The following is a 14,442-nucleotide window of genomic DNA, read 5'->3' on the forward strand; positions in this document are numbered from 1 at the left end:
GTCTCGCTAACAACAAACGCTGCCAATAAAGCCGGGGATGAAATCCCGAATTGACGACTTTATTGTAAAAGCTACTCCCCTTTAACGAAGGATATGTAGTTTTCAAAGTTGAATCATTTCAATGTTTCATATAACCTGCTTTAATCATATTCATTACGACATTTGAAGTCAAGCTTTATTTGGGCAGGCCCCACGTTTTTTTTGAGAGAACGGTGAACGCGTGGAATCGGCCTCTCATTTTATTACGTACTGCGGCGCCCTTGGTTGCATGGGGTCAAAACGTCTGAAGCCGGCATATCATAGGGAGAACCTTATATTGGGAATGCGGGACAAGGAGGGACCTGCGAATGAAAATAGCGATGGTTGCACCCGAAAAGCTGCCTCTGCCCGGAAACGGATCTGTTGAAATCTGCATTCTGGCCATTGCCCGCGAACTCGCTGAACGGCACGAAGTCACCATTATTAGCCGCACGGTGCCGGGATTTCCGCAGAAAGAACAACGGCAAGGCATCACCATTCGCCGCGTTCCTGCTCCAAGCCCGGACAGTTATACCAGGGCGGTGCTCCGTGTATTGAAAAATGAAGCCTTCGACCTGATCCAGGTCGATAACCGGCCACGATCCATGGCTACCATCAAACGAAGCTTGCCCGACATTCCGGTTGTGCTTTACCTGCATTCCCTCACCTTTGCACAACCGGGGGCGTCCAGACTGGCGATGCTTCGCCAGGCGGACTTGATTGCCGTCAACAGCAGATCGCTTAAGGAGCGGCTTGGTCGCCGATTTCCTTCTTTGAAACAGCACATGCGCATCGTTCCGCTCGGAACCGATTTGAATCGATTTGCTCCTGCAAGCCGTGCCGAGAAAGAACAGCTGCGCAAACAACTAGGGGTCACCCAACCGTTTTGCGTTCTTTACGCAGGAAGACTCATACCTCGCAAAGGCGTGAACGTTCTCATTCGAGCCGTCGCCATCCTTCAGCAGAAACACCCTGTACAGCTGTTGATTGCGGGTAAAGGGCCGCCAAGTTACGTACGCAAGCTGCGGCGTTTAGCTGACAGAAAACAGGTCCAGGCAACTTTTTGCGGACAGATCGCCCATGAACGGATGGAACGATTATATCGTGCTGCCGATTGTATCGTCTGCCCATCGCAAAAACATGAAGCATTTGGCCTCGTCAACGTTGAAGCCATGGCATCCGGATTGCCCGTCATTGCATCGGACAACGGAGGTATTCGCGAGATCATCCAGACTGGAAACGAAGGATATCTGGTGTATGCCTACGACAAACCGGAATCGTTTGCCCTGCGTCTGAATCAGCTCGCATCCAACCCTGAACTCGCCCAAAGCATGGGCCAAAAAGGAAGGATTTGCGCAGTTAGCCGATACAGTTGGTCACGTACGGCCATGCACCTGGAAGCAGCGTATACCCGGCTCATTCGCGGATAGCCGCGAATGAGCTCCTTTGAATTTTTTTCAGCATGATGTTATTGCCCTCCTGTTCTGCCCTCGTGCTTTGTGCCTTGTATCTTCCGGCCCTTGATAAACGAATCCATATGGGGAATGGGCACATGCATCATTTCAATCATCTCCAGAATGATCAGGTCCTTCATGCAGAATCGCACTCTGGCACAGGTCTGTTGGTGGAATACGTCATATACCCCGCTGCCTGTCCAGCATCCATGGGGCACTTCAAGCGAGTTGTTTACGATATAACCGACAGTGCCGATCGGCGGCATGACGACTTTAATGGCTTGACGGTCCGTGCGGTTATCCGGATCCTTGACCAAAAAGAGAGTATCTCCGACATTCAACGCTTCCGTGCCATGATACTTTTCCATTCCTTGCATGGCCACAAATAATTTGATCATCATATTGCTCCTTCTGTTGTTTATTTCTCCTGTCCGGACAGGGGATTGAACTAATGATCACCCTCATAGCTTTTCAACCATTCCATCAGTTGATTCCGGATCTCTCTGCGATATTCCCGGGGCTCGAGGACCTCTGCTTCAGGTCCGTATTGGTACAACCATTGCAGAAACTCTCGACTGCTGTTTAACGTTACCTCGAACAACAAGCTGCCATCGGGCAGATCTGTCATTCGCGGACGGACAAACATCTCTTCTTCTTTTATGTAGGGAGCTATTTTTTCGGTAAATCTCACCTTGAAATGAATATGTTCGTCGCCACGGTCGACAGACCACGTATTTTTCATATATTGAATGATATTGAAATCACTCTTGTCAAAATGCTTGTTGGTCTGCAAAACATCGAGAAAACGGCTGATTCTGAACAATCTTACCCTTTGCTGCATATGACAGTAACCGATGAGATAGAAACGCTGGTCGCGCGGAATCAAATAATAGGGATCAATATCCCTGACTGTAATTTCATTGTTCGTAAGCGTATGATACTGGGTTCGAATCGTTTGCTGATCAAGGATCGCTTCAATAATGGGGATGAGCAGATTGGGATCTTTGCCTTCTTCCCGATATGCGGGAGTACCCATGCGAATAATGCCTGCAATGTTTTCCACGATTTCATTATTTTTTGATTTTGATTTGGTGTGAGCCGAAATAACCTTGTCAAATGCCGAGTCAAATCCAGCCGGCAGCTGCGAAGTATCCACCACGGACGGAAGCATGGAAAATACCATCGCCTCCTGTTCGGTAAAGTTCAAGGGATATAAGGCAAACTCGCCTATAAAACGATAACCCTTTCCATAACCCTCATTGATAATGGGGGCCACCCTGTCCAAAATCCGCAGATCTCGATAGATCGTACGAACGGTGGTGTCGCATTTCAAAGCCAATTCCTTGGCTGAAATTCCGGGATTCGCTTGTATAGCTTGAAGTATGCGCAGCAGACGAATTAATTTCTCTGTCATGCAGTTTCTCCCCTTCGATATTTTATCGGCAAGGAAAACTAGTTCCTTTAGTACTGAAATAAATCTTTAGACCCAACATCAATTTCGCAAATTCACCCTCCAGGCATAGTCCGATTGCACTTATCCCGCTATCCCAATATACCTTTCCTTACTTGCTTGCGTAAATTTTTTGCGGAGATCTCGCGTTCCTACGCCTATTAGCCTATGCGCAAAAGGGTTGAATCGACAAAAAAAGCCCCGTCTCTTGAATCAAGAAACAGGGCTTTTCGGATTTATGAATGGCTAAGCTGCAGCAGCGGGGGGAGCACGTTGATCATATGGTCACACAGCTCTGTGATATCTTCCATCTGCTCTTCATTCACGGTGCGGACAAAATGAACATCTGCTGTAATGCGTTAACCATCGGATCCCCCGTATGTATAATGAACCTCTAGCTCGACGCGCTGTCCGGGCCAACCCTCGTCCAGGATGGAACGAATCGCCGGACAAGACGCTCCCGGATCCTGAACCAGCAGCTCATATCGTAATTGTAAACGGCATCCAGGCCGGCTGTCCGGCGTTTCCAATATTTCGGCCGCAAGATCGGAGAGCGAACTCTTAAGGATCACTTCTGCTGTCACCTGCGGTCGCCCTCTCAGGCAGCATTGAAGAACAAGTTCCCTGGACATTGCAGCCATCTCGAAGATATCCTTTCTGCCTGTAACCTGGATGATTTCGTCCAAGTTGTCAAGATCATAAAGCGCGTTCTCGAACCCCACTTTCAAATTGTCGTAAATGGTTGGATCAAACATGCCATCAAACCTCTTTCTTCATTTACTCCGTGCCCTTAGCAGAAGCTCTTGTTAGATAAAGAAGGTAACCAATAAATGTCTCCATTCCAGGGCGACATATTTTATTTTACGCAAACGATCCCAATTCGTCTCCAAATTTCCCAACTCGCCGTAATATAAAAAAACATATGTCAAACCATTGTCACATTGACGAAGCCTTTTGTCATGATCAAGGCGGCAAAAAAGGCCCGGTCAGAAGACCGGGCCACAGGTTTCAAGCACCTCGAAACCATCACACATTATGCTTCTTCTATATCTTTTCCGGAAGCTGCCGATTCTGCATCAGCCTCTTCAGAGGTTGTTTCTTCCTCAACCAAAGCTTGCGGCGGCATGACTGAAGCAATGATGGAATCTGCAGGCGTCACCAGTTTAAGCCCTTTGGCAAGGGTAATGTCGGAAGCAGTCAGACGATCCCCGATTTCCAAGCCGCTAACATCCACTTCAATGGAGGACGGGAGATCGGCAGGCAAACCTTCAACCTCGAGCTGTACCTCCTGGGACTGAAATACGCCGCCCGCTTTGGAACCGGCAGCCGTCCCTTGGAAATCGAGCGGAATGCTGACCGAAACCGGTTTATTCTTCGATATTTGCAAAAAGTCCACATGCAGCAGGCGGCCGTTGCGCTCCTGCTGGTCCTTGATCAGAACAGGCACTTTTTTTCCGCCTTCCAGTTCAAGGTTGAACATTTCGGAACGACCGGTTCGGGCCACTTTGAGCATTTCTTTTTCATCGACATGTATGGCGGTTCCCTCGATTCCCGGTCCATACACTACCGCTGGAATCCGGCCGCCTTGTCTCAACAGGCGCAGCGCGGCGCCTTTTTTTTCGGTTCTGGGTGTAGCCGTCAGTTGAGCCATTTCTCCGTTGGATTTCATGATTGAACATCCTCCTTCATGGTCCATGCGCCTAAGGTTTTTCGTTTGACACACAGGTCTCTCTTTTGCACGACAATATGATCTTCGGCCATCATTCGGGCCATATCTATACTTACCCCAAAGCCACCGCATCTCAAACGTTAATCCGCTCATTTTTTCACATTAATCCATTTTTGCCAATCGGCTCCGATGTTCACGGCAAAGGCAGCCGGAGATCCTCCGGCTGCCTTTGCTCAAATACATACATGACTCTTTATGAAGCATTATGCACTGCTGAGATCATTCATTCTCCCTGCATCGCGTATCACCTGCATATGGTCGGAACCACTCTGGACGACGATCAGCACATTCTCGTCCTCGGGCGTAATATCAACGTATCGGTCGCCGCACGTATCCTTGGCCTCCCATTCATTCAGGCGAATGATCAGCCCGAGATGCTGCAGACCGGAGGCCACCCGGAAACGCGCCTCCGCCGCATCGCCGTTCCTTTCCAAGCGCACGGCGCCATCCTGCATGCCCGTGCCCCATACCCATACATCCCATCCGTCATACTGCCGATCCTGACGCTCGTACCGAAGCGTGACCAACCGCGACGTCTGCCTATGAACCGCAATGTCGATCGATCCCCGGACTCCTTCCGTCTCCGCTGTAATCCGGACATGGCCAGGTGCCAAGCCGCGAACGATCCCGGCGGAACTGACCGCGGCCGTTTCCGGATGCGAAGAGTGCCAGCGAACGCGCATTCCCGATAGAGGCTGACCGAACTGATCCAGCACCAATGCCCTCAGCCGGCTAATGCGCGTCGTATACAACACGTTTTCTCCAACAATTTCGAGCCGTTCGGCATATCGCTCTTCGACCAGCAATAGACTGTAAGCAGCGATATCTCCGTATCGGGCCGTAATGACCGCATCTCCGGCTTGGATTGCCTCGATCGTTCCATCCTCTTCGATCCGGAGCACCTCGGGGGCCGAAGACGTCCACGTCGTCTTCGCATTCGGCACTACATTGCCCAAACTGTCAAGCACGACGGCGCGTATCCTTGCCTTCTCGCCAGGGCTATACGCCTGCCGCGGAGCATTGACTTCGATCACGGCGGGTTCGGTAATGCCTGCCTGCTCCATGTCATATAACACCATCAGCGACAAACGCTCAACCAGCACAGTCCCTTGCACGCTGTCAATCGCCTCCGTGCCGGCCCGCCGGTCATTGACGACCACATGCCAAGTCCCTTCAGGCAGGGTTAACGGCTGAGGCTGGGCAGAAGCATTGTAGATGACAACGATTCGGTTCCAGCTATCCTTGTTGGCTCCGTCCTTAAGCATAAAAACAACCATTTGCCCTTCGGCCCGGAGGAATTGCAGGTGCTTCCTGATCTGATCCGCATGAATCATGCGAAAGGCAGGGTGCGTCCGGCGCAGCTGAATCAGCCCGCGATAATAGTCGAATACGGCCCTAAACCTGGATTTATTTTTCCAAACGATCGAATTCACCACATCATCGCTGCGATAGCTGTTCTGGTCGCCAAACTTCGAGCGCAGCATCTCATCTCCGGCATGCAGAAACGGAATCCCCTGCGAGGTCAGCACAATGCCTGAAGACAACAACGAACGCCGAACCATATCACATTCCAGCACATCTTCTTCATCCACCAAACGATACGGGTCTGCTGCCCTTACTGCGGATTCCGCGCTCCCGCCGCCAACCGGCTGTCCCCCTTGCCATTCGGGAAAACCAAGCTGGGGCCTCAAGTTCATCGTCGTGGCGATTTTATCCCATAGATTGAGATTGTCATGGGCCGTAACATAATTGATCGTTTCCGCTGGCGTGATCGTAAAGTCGTCGATGGCTCCCGCAACACCTGCGACGATGTCTTTCTCCTTGCCGCCGGCTCCGGTAGCGAATCCTTTGCCTGCACCGTCACTGTCCCCTTTAATGGCTCCACGAAAATGATCGTTGAACACGGCGAAGCCTTGACCGCGTTGGGCGCCTTTGAGCGTTTTTCGATTCAGCGGCGAATCCCCGCCCGTCCATGGCTCGCCATAAATCAGTATCGCCGGATCAATTCTCTCTTTCAATTCTCGCGTCAGTTCGTTCATCGTGTCCGTATCGATCAGCCCCATTAGGTCGAAACGAAATCCGTCTACATGATATTCTTCTGCCCAATGAAGCAGGGAATCCAAAATGTATTTCCGCACCATCGGCCGCTCCGTGGCCAGCTCATTGCCAACCCCTGATCCGTTACTAAGCGTCCCGTTCTCCCAATAACGGTAATAATACCCCGGTACAATCCGGTCGAAAGGTCCTTCATTCACGCTGAACGTGTGATTGTATACCACGTCAAGCACGACGCGAATGCCTTGCCTATGCAGGGATTGGACCATGGTCTTGAATTCGCGGATCCTTGTTGAAGGGTCCCGCGGGTCGGTCGAATACGATCCTTCCGGCACATTGTAATGCTGGGGATCGTAACCCCAATTGTAAGGCAGCCTTTCATGGGGACCCGCATCCGCCAGAAGCAGTTCATCCACGGTTTGGTAATCCGCGACAGGCATCAAATGCACATGGGTAATCCCCAATTCGGCGAGGTGGTCCACCCCGATGGCATTTCCGTCCCGATCCGTCAGCCCTGATGCGGCAAAGGCCAGATATTTTCCTTTAAACGGAATATCAGCTTGGGGATCGGAAGAGAAATCGCGAACGTGAAGTTCGTAAACGACGGCATCAATCGGATGCAAAAATGCGGGTCTGGCATCATTCTCCCAATCAGCAGGATTCGTTGCGTCCATATCGATAATGGCCGTGCGCTGCCCATTGGCTGTGACCGCGTGCGCATAAGGGTCCGGCGCAATGGCAACGCGCCCATCCTCGTGAACGAGTCGGTACATATAATAATGGCTGTTCCAATCCCCCTCCAAGCGCAGACTCCATATCCCTTCGGCACTTCGAGTCATGGTATGGGAAATTCCGCCCTCATGTTCGGTTACCCGTCCATCCTCACCATAAGTCCCTTGCTCATCAAAAATCAGCAGCGTAACCTGCCGAGCTGTGGGCGCCCACAGCTTAAACGTGCTTGCAGCACGGGTATAGGTTAAACCAAGATCATTGCCCTCATAACGAAATTCGGTCCATTCCAGCATCGTTCCCACCGCCTTTGTATCCATGAATTTCGGTTTCGTCCCGATGTTACGGACCGGGACGCCATTTGTCAACCTAGGACCATGCATCACATATCGGCTGAATCTCCGCTTGCCATAGCATCATCATTGGTTGAAGAGCAATCGCTTCCAGAATCAGCATATGTAAACAAGCGCCTCAGATTGACAACGTTTGTGACTTTCCTGATAAAAAAAAGAGAATGAATCTACGAAATGCACGCTCTTCTTTGTATACCCGTTCTGAGCCACGTCCATAAGCAGGAAACCAAAAACAGGCCATGCTTCACGTCTTGATGACGTGAAACACGGCCTGTTTACAGTCACTTGTTTACGGGATCATTTCCCGTTCAATTCGGCATAGGAAGCTTCCAGTTCCTGAATCAACTGGTCGCCTCCCGATTTTCTCCAGTTCGCAACCTCCTGCTCCCAGCCGGCGTCGTCGATTTTGCCCATAATGTATTTGGTCTGGGCGTCCCAGATCATCTGATCCAGCTCTTGCCCGCGCTCGGTGTAGATATCCGATGACAATGTTAACGCAGGATTCGCAATGGCATATTGCTCGTTTTCGCGCGCCATTTTGGTTCCCTTCATGCCGATGGGCAGATCAACCAGCTCGGCGACGTTATAACCTTCGATGTTAAGCAGGTTATCGCGGTACGGCTTCACCTCGCGTTGATACCCATCAAAGTCCTTGAATTCGGTTTTGCCGTCCGCCGTTTTCGTATAATGCACTCCCTCAAGCCCGCGCAATTGCAACGTGCTTAACTCTTCGTCCAGAAGCTGGTCAAGGAAGGTGAGCACCCGCTTCAACTGCTCCTCGTCCGGCACGGAAGCTTTTGGAATCACGAGCATGCCATAGTTGCCTGGCTCGCCGGCAATGCGTATGCCGTCCTTGCCCTGGAACGGAACCACGTCAATTTCTCCGTCCGCTACATTGGGGGTCAGACGCTGCTGGAAGGACTTCCCGTTCTGGGCCACGCCGTTCAGCTTCATGCCGACGAGGCCGGAGTCGATCTTTTTGTCCGCATCCGAAGGATCGAGGGCCGGAAAATCGCTGTTGATCAGCCCTTCGCTGAATAAGCGTTTGAACAGCTTCATCGTGTCCACATACTCTGGCGTCAGAAATTCGGGAGTGAGTTTGCCTGCCTCATCCACGCCCCACTTGTTTACGCCGCCAATGCTTACGGCAATGCGCGTGAGCGGGGAGGACACGCCTTCATTATACTTTTTGTACAACAACGTGCCGTAAGTATCTTCCTTGCCGTTGCCGTCCGGATCGTTTTTGCGCATCGCCAGCATGATGTCGTACCAGTCGTCCAGCGTCTTCGGAACGTCCAGCTTCAGCTTGTCGAACCAATCCTTCCGGTATACGATCGCCGTACGGCCAATGTCCCGGAAATTGGGAATGCCGTAGATTTTGCCGTCAATCTTGATATTGTCGAAGTACGCCTTCGATTGGGCAGACAGGTTTTTGTAATCCTTCAGGTAAGGGCCCAGTTCCCAGAACAATCCAGATCGGGCTGCATTAAACGTGGTTGGCACATAATTCACCCGCATGATGGTGGGCATTTCGCCGGATGCCACCATGACGTTGACTTTGTCGTCAAAAGCCGACTGCGGTATCCACTGTACATTCAGATCGGTACCCGTATATTCCTCGATCTTTTTCTCGATCCCGTTTTCCTTGGCAGGCACGTCGCCCACCTGCATCAACGAAATGTTGATGGGAAACGGGCCTTCCCCCTCGGCAGGCGCCTTTTCGCCTCCGCATCCTGCCAACAATCCGGCGGACAAGGTCAAGACCATCATCCCCGCGCCTAATCGGGACATCCGTACTCGTGGGCTCATGAACCATCTCTCCTTTGGGTTACCATATTATGAATGCGCTATCATAATTGAGTTGAAGAAGGAACCGGCCTTACGCCAGTTCCAACTCTGTCCCTGCCAAAATGAACGGAGCGACCGATTTGGGATCATTGATCCGGATCGATTCGGTCACGTAATACTCGTATGAACCGTCACGATACGGAGTACCCCCAAGCCCAGCACCTCCATTGCACTGGGTCAAGGAGAGCATGCCTTCGCGGTCTGTTTTCAAGAGATGCTGTATCAGGCCTTGGTATCCTTTTTCCGCAACCGGCTTGAATGTATCGCTGAGATAGCCTTTTCGAACGCCTTTTGCCAGCGCGTACACAAACATGGAGCTGCCCGAAGCTTCCAAATAATTGCGTTCACGGCCCGGCTGATCCAGCAGGTGCGGCCACAGGCCGGTCTGCTGGTCCTGCACGTTCACCAACGCATTTGCGATCCGCTCAAAAATGCCTACGATCTGGCCTCGCTGTTCATGATCTACCGGCAGATGATCGAGCGTGTCGACGACCGCCATGACGTACCAGCCCATCGCCCGGCTCCAGACATGCGGAGAACAGCCGGTCTCGCCCGAGCTCCAGCGCTGTTCCCGGCTTTCATCCCATGCATGGTACAGCAACCCGCTGCGCCGATCCCGCGTTTGCCGCTCGACTAACAGCAGCTGCAAGGCCGCTTTGTCGAACCACTGCCCATCCCCTGTTGCCGCGCCGTATCGGGTCATGAAAGGCGTTGCCATGTACAGGCCGTCCAGCCACATCTGGAACGGATAGATTTTTTTGTGCCAGAACCCGCCCTCGCTTGTGCGCGGTTGCCCCTTTAACTGGACCATCAGCAGATCGGCGGCTTTGCGGTATTTGGCTTCCCCCGTTTCTTCCATGAGCAGAAACAACGATTTCCCCTGATTGATCTGGTCCAGATTATATTCCTCCACTTTGTATGTGCGGATCGTTCCGTCTTCCAGAATGAAGTGGTCCATCAACTCGCGGATGTAGTCGAAGTACCGTTGTTCCCCTGTGCGAAAATAAAGCTCTTCCAGCGCTCTCAACACGCATCCGTTCTCGTAGTGCCATTTCGCATACAGCTCATGCTGGCGGTAACTTTCCATAAATTGCTCTGCCATGCGTACCGGCGTGAATTGCAACGTTTCCTTCATGGACATCCTCCGCTTCCGGCTGCTTATTGAGCTTGTTTTTTGTAATCTTCCGCGTATTCCTCACGAATTTTGTCTCCGCCCGCCTTCTTCCAGTTCTCGATCTCCTGGTTCCAGCCGTTCTCGTCGATCTTGCCCATGATGTATTTCGTCTGGGCATCCGCGATCATCTGGTCCAGATCCGCCCCGCGGTCACCATAGGTCGGGGAATAGAGCGTCAGCGCGGGATTCGGCACGGCATGCTCTGCCAGTTCCTTGGCCAGCGTCGTTCCTTTCTCGCCCAGTTCGGTATCTTTCAGCTTGGGCACGTTATAACCCTCGACGTAAGGCAGATTATCGCGATACGGCTTCACCTCGCGTTGGAACGCATCGAAATCGCTCATCTCCACTTCGTTTTCGCCAACCTTGACAAAATGTTTGTCCTCAATGCCGCGCATCAGAAGTGTGGCCATTTCAGGCTCCATCAGCTTGTCGAGGAAAGAAAGCAGGCTTCTCAACTCTTCTTCCGAACCCACGGTTGCTTTCGGGAAAGCCAAGATGCCGGAGTTGCCCGTCTGCCCCGCTACGCGATCACCATTCACACCCAAGAGTCCCGCGATGTCCACAACGCCGTCCGGCACGTTTTTGGACAGGCGCTCCTGCTGGCTCTTGCCGTTCTGGGCCACGCCGATGCGCATGCCAACAAGGCCGGAATCATACTTTTTCTCCGCTTCCGTCGAATCGAATACGGCAAAGTCCTGGTTCAGCAATTTTTCGTCGTACAGGCGTTTCAGCAGATCCAGCACCTGCTTGTATTCCGGTGTCATGAACTCGGGAGTGAAGCTGCCGTCATCCTCGACCTTCCACTTGTTCGGCGCGCCGAAGCTGACTCCGAGACGGGTCGTGAAGGAATATTGGTCCTCATTGTACTTCTTGAACAGCATCAGCCCGAACGTATTGTCCTGGCCGTCACCGTCCGGATCGGAAGTAGCCAGCGTTTTGATCGTTTCGTACCATTCGTCCGGCGTGGTCGGCACGCTCAGGTTCAGCTTGTCGAACCAGTCCTTCCGGTAAATGACCGTCGCGCGGGCAATGTCGGAGAATACCGGCACACCGTAAATTTTGCCGTCTACCTTGACGTTTTCGAAGAAGCGCTCGTTCTGGGCGGACAGGTTTTTGTAATCCTTCAGCAGCGGGCCGATTTCCCAAAAGACGTCATTGCGCATCGCATTGGTCACGGTCGGCGTGTACTGGACCTTCACGATTTTGGGCAGGTCGCTGGAGGCGATCATGACGTTGATTTTGTCGTTGTACGCCGATGCGGGAATCCACTGAATGTCCAGCTTGGTGTTTGTGTATTCCTCGATTTTCTGCTGAACCTCGTTGCCTTTGGCCGGCACGTCGCCGACTTGGGCGATGGCGATGGATATGTTCTGAACCCCGCCTTCCGCCGCCTGACCGGAGTCCGACCCGCCGCAGCCTGCCAGCAAACCGGTTACCAATGCCAGCGTGCTCAGTACAGCCACTGCTTTCTTTTTCGTTGCTTTCATAAGAAATGAATACCTCCCCTTTTTAATCGGTCCTGACGTTCGCATGCAAATTAAGGTCAACCTTTTACCGAACCCAGCATCACCCCTTTGGCAAAGTGCTTTTGCAGAAACGGATATACGATCATGATCGGCAACGTGGAAAAGACGATGACGGCCATCCGGATGGTCAGCGGCTGAATTTCCGTCTCTTCGATGCTGGTATCCCCGATCCGGCTCTGGGCCAAAATGACGATTTCGCGCAGCCACACCTGCACAGGCCACTTTTCGCTATCGTTGATGTAGATGATCGCGTTGAAGAAGCTATTCCAGTGGGCAACGGCGTAAAATAGCGAGAAGGTTGCCATCGCCGGCATCGACAAGGGAAGCACGACACGGAACAGCACGCCGACGTCGTTGCAGCCGTCGATCTTGGCCGCATCCTCCAGCTCGTCAGGAATGGCCTGGAAGAAGTTTTTGAGCACGATCAGATTGAATGCGCTGATAGCCGTAGGCAGCATGAGCGACCACAGCGTATCGGTCAGATGCAGCGATTTGACGACGAAATAGGTAGGGATCATGCCGCCGCTGAACAGCATCGTGAACAATACGCCGAGCAGGATCGCCTGGCGTCCGCGCAAATATTTGCGGGATAACGGGTAGGCCATGAGCGACGTGAACAGCAGGTTAATCAGCGTGCCGACCACGGTAATGTAGATGGATACGCCCAAACTGCGAATCAGGGTATCCGTGGAAAAAATGTACCGGTAAGCCGCCAAGGAGAACTCTTTCGGAAAGAGAATGAAACCGCCCTTGGCCACCTCATGCGGGCTCGTAAAGGATACCGCCAGAATGTAGATAAACGGGATGACGGTCACGATACCGATCAACAGCAGAAGGCCATGGTTGACGATATCGAAGATTCGGTTACCCCACGTTTTGTCCTGTTGCATGGTTAAGTTCACTCCTGTCTGGTAAAGAACGTCCAATGCTCTGCATCAGTAGACGCCTTCCTCCCCGAATTTTTTGGCGAGCCTGTTGGCACCGAGCACCAGCGCCAGTCCGACGACCGATTTAAAGAGACCTACCGCGGCGCTATAGCTGTATTGGGCCTGGGTGAGACCTTTCGTATACACGTAGGTATCGAAGACTTCGCCCACGTCCCGGTTGGTTGGCGTCAGCATCAGGAAGATCTGTTCAAAGCCCGTGTCCAGGAAATTGCCCAGACGGAGAATGAGCAAAATGATGATGGTGCTGCGGATGGCCGGCAGCGTAATGTGCCAAGTCTGGCGCCAGCGGTTGGCTCCGTCGATGCGGGCAGCTTCATAGAGCTGCGTATCCACGCCGGACAGCGCCGCAAGGAATATGATCGTGCCCCAGCCGACCTCTTTCCATATGGATTGTCCCACGATCATCGAACGGAACCAGCCCGGTTCCAGCAGGAAGGCGATTTTCTGCCCCGTCAGGCTGTAAAGCATCTCGTTGATGGCCCCGCCTTCGGTCGTGAACAACATGTAGAATACGCCGACAACGACAACCCAGGAGACGAAATGCGGCACGTATACCAGCGTCTGCACGAACCGTTTGAAGCGCTCCCGCCTAACTTCATTCAACATGAGCGCAAGCACGATCGGCAGCGGAAAGAAAAAGATCAGGTTATAAATCGCAAGCAAAAACGTATTGCGGAAAAGCATCCAGAATTGAGGTTCCCCGAAAAAACGCTGGAAGTGCTTGAACCCGACCCAGTCGCTGCCGAAGATGCCTTTGTATGGCGTATAATCCTGAAACGCCATCGTGATGCCATACATGGGTATGTATTTGAAAATAATGAAGTAAAGCACGCCGGGCAGCAGCATGATGTACAGCCACCGGTTTTTGATGATTTCCCTCCACAACAAGGTTTTGTCACTGCGGGCAGCGGGCTTTGTCCGGGCCGCCGTTTCGGCTTTCATAGTGTCTTCCTCCCCACTTTGGAAACGATTACATTTATCACTTCCTGAAATTCATGTTCTCATTGTCGGGGATAAACGGGTAACTGGCTATCATCTTGTTTTAGCTTCTTGTTTTTCCTTATGCAGCAAGGGTTTGCATCGTTTTCGGCAATGACGTTTCCAAGCGGGATGGACCGTTTTTAACCTGCATCCTCCGACCTTAACCGGCCGGGAATCA

At 52.2% G+C, this 14,442-nt stretch carries 11 protein-coding genes; 1 reads left to right on the forward strand and 10 read right to left on the reverse strand.

From position 1 onward, the window contains the following. Window positions 1-347 precede the first annotated feature (347 nt). Window positions 348-1,448: a glycosyltransferase family 4 protein gene (locus MKY59_RS24155; RefSeq protein WP_236415540.1), complete on the forward strand. Its 1,101-nt coding sequence runs from the start codon at window positions 348-350 to the stop codon at window positions 1,446-1,448. 38 nt (window positions 1,449-1,486) lie between these two features. Here MKY59_RS24155 and MKY59_RS24160 read toward each other — a convergent pair whose 3' ends face one another. The 10 genes from MKY59_RS24160 to MKY59_RS24205 form a co-directional block, all read right to left on the reverse strand. Beyond that, window positions 1,487-1,870, reverse strand: coding sequence for an HIRAN domain-containing protein (locus MKY59_RS24160; RefSeq protein WP_339274187.1), 384 nt, complete (start codon window positions 1,868-1,870; stop codon window positions 1,487-1,489). A gap of 50 nt (window positions 1,871-1,920) precedes the next feature. Next, window positions 1,921-2,886 (reverse strand): transcriptional regulator, encoded by a 966-nt coding sequence (locus tag MKY59_RS24165; protein WP_339274189.1) that lies wholly within the window; start codon window positions 2,884-2,886, stop codon window positions 1,921-1,923. Window positions 2,887-3,281: 395 nt separating this feature from the next. Continuing rightward, window positions 3,282-3,677 carry a hypothetical protein gene (locus MKY59_RS24170; RefSeq protein ID WP_339274191.1) on the reverse strand — a complete coding sequence of 132 codons (396 nt, stop codon included), beginning with the start codon at window positions 3,675-3,677 and terminating at the stop codon, window positions 3,282-3,284. 278 nt (window positions 3,678-3,955) lie between these two features. Continuing rightward, on the reverse strand, window positions 3,956-4,591 hold the full coding sequence (locus MKY59_RS24175) for a 50S ribosomal protein L25 (RefSeq protein ID WP_339274193.1): 636 nt from the start codon (window positions 4,589-4,591) through the stop codon (window positions 3,956-3,958). Window positions 4,592-4,854: 263 nt separating this feature from the next. After that, complete coding sequence (gene pulA / locus MKY59_RS24180; RefSeq protein ID WP_339274194.1) at window positions 4,855-7,755, reverse strand: type I pullulanase; 2,901 nt, start codon at window positions 7,753-7,755, stop codon at window positions 4,855-4,857. Between the two features lie 330 nt (window positions 7,756-8,085). Continuing rightward, a complete protein-coding gene (locus tag MKY59_RS24185) occupies window positions 8,086-9,597 on the reverse strand; it encodes an extracellular solute-binding protein (RefSeq protein ID WP_339274196.1) in 1,512 nt (503 codons plus the stop codon). 70 nt (window positions 9,598-9,667) lie between these two features. Then, window positions 9,668-10,771 (reverse strand): glycoside hydrolase family 88 protein, encoded by a 1,104-nt coding sequence (locus MKY59_RS24190; RefSeq protein WP_339274198.1) that lies wholly within the window; start codon window positions 10,769-10,771, stop codon window positions 9,668-9,670. A 23-nt stretch (window positions 10,772-10,794) separates the two neighbouring features. After that, a complete protein-coding gene (locus MKY59_RS24195; RefSeq protein ID WP_236415525.1) occupies window positions 10,795-12,297 on the reverse strand; it encodes an extracellular solute-binding protein in 1,503 nt (500 codons plus the stop codon). Window positions 12,298-12,353: 56 nt separating this feature from the next. After that, entirely contained in the window at window positions 12,354-13,226 is an 873-nt protein-coding gene (locus tag MKY59_RS24200; RefSeq protein WP_236415524.1) for a carbohydrate ABC transporter permease, read from the reverse strand. Between the two features lie 45 nt (window positions 13,227-13,271). After that, on the reverse strand, window positions 13,272-14,225 hold the full coding sequence (locus MKY59_RS24205) for an ABC transporter permease subunit (RefSeq protein WP_236415522.1): 954 nt from the start codon (window positions 14,223-14,225) through the stop codon (window positions 13,272-13,274). Between the last annotated feature and the right edge of the window lie 217 nt (window positions 14,226-14,442).

It is taken from the genome of Paenibacillus sp. FSL W8-0426 (assembly GCF_037969725.1).
Classification (GTDB): domain Bacteria; phylum Bacillota; class Bacilli; order Paenibacillales; family Paenibacillaceae; genus Paenibacillus; species Paenibacillus hubeiensis.

What these genes read in the sequence shown, in the direction of transcription:
- MKY59_RS24205 (WP_236415522.1), bottom strand. Translation starts at nt 14,225, where the DNA reads ATGAAAGCCGAAACGGCGGCCCGGACAAAGCCCGCTGCCCGCAGTGAC.
- MKY59_RS24200 (WP_236415524.1), bottom strand. Translation starts at nt 13,226, where the DNA reads ATGCAACAGGACAAAACGTGGGGTAACCGAATCTTCGATATCGTCAAC.
- MKY59_RS24195 (WP_236415525.1), bottom strand. Translation starts at nt 12,297, where the DNA reads ATGAAAGCAACGAAAAAGAAAGCAGTGGCTGTACTGAGCACGCTGGCA.
- MKY59_RS24170 (WP_339274191.1), bottom strand. Translation starts at nt 3,677, where the DNA reads ATGTTTGATCCAACCATTTACGACAATTTGAAAGTGGGGTTCGAGAAC.
- MKY59_RS24155 (WP_236415540.1), top strand. Translation starts at nt 348, where the DNA reads ATGAAAATAGCGATGGTTGCACCCGAAAAGCTGCCTCTGCCCGGAAAC.
- MKY59_RS24185 (WP_339274196.1), bottom strand. Translation starts at nt 9,597, where the DNA reads ATGAGCCCACGAGTACGGATGTCCCGATTAGGCGCGGGGATGATGGTC.
- pulA (WP_339274194.1), bottom strand. Translation starts at nt 7,755, where the DNA reads ATGGATACAAAGGCGGTGGGAACGATGCTGGAATGGACCGAATTTCGT.
- MKY59_RS24175 (WP_339274193.1), bottom strand. Translation starts at nt 4,591, where the DNA reads ATGAAATCCAACGGAGAAATGGCTCAACTGACGGCTACACCCAGAACC.
- MKY59_RS24165 (WP_339274189.1), bottom strand. Translation starts at nt 2,886, where the DNA reads ATGACAGAGAAATTAATTCGTCTGCTGCGCATACTTCAAGCTATACAA.
- MKY59_RS24190 (WP_339274198.1), bottom strand. Translation starts at nt 10,771, where the DNA reads ATGAAGGAAACGTTGCAATTCACGCCGGTACGCATGGCAGAGCAATTT.
- MKY59_RS24160 (WP_339274187.1), bottom strand. Translation starts at nt 1,870, where the DNA reads ATGATCAAATTATTTGTGGCCATGCAAGGAATGGAAAAGTATCATGGC.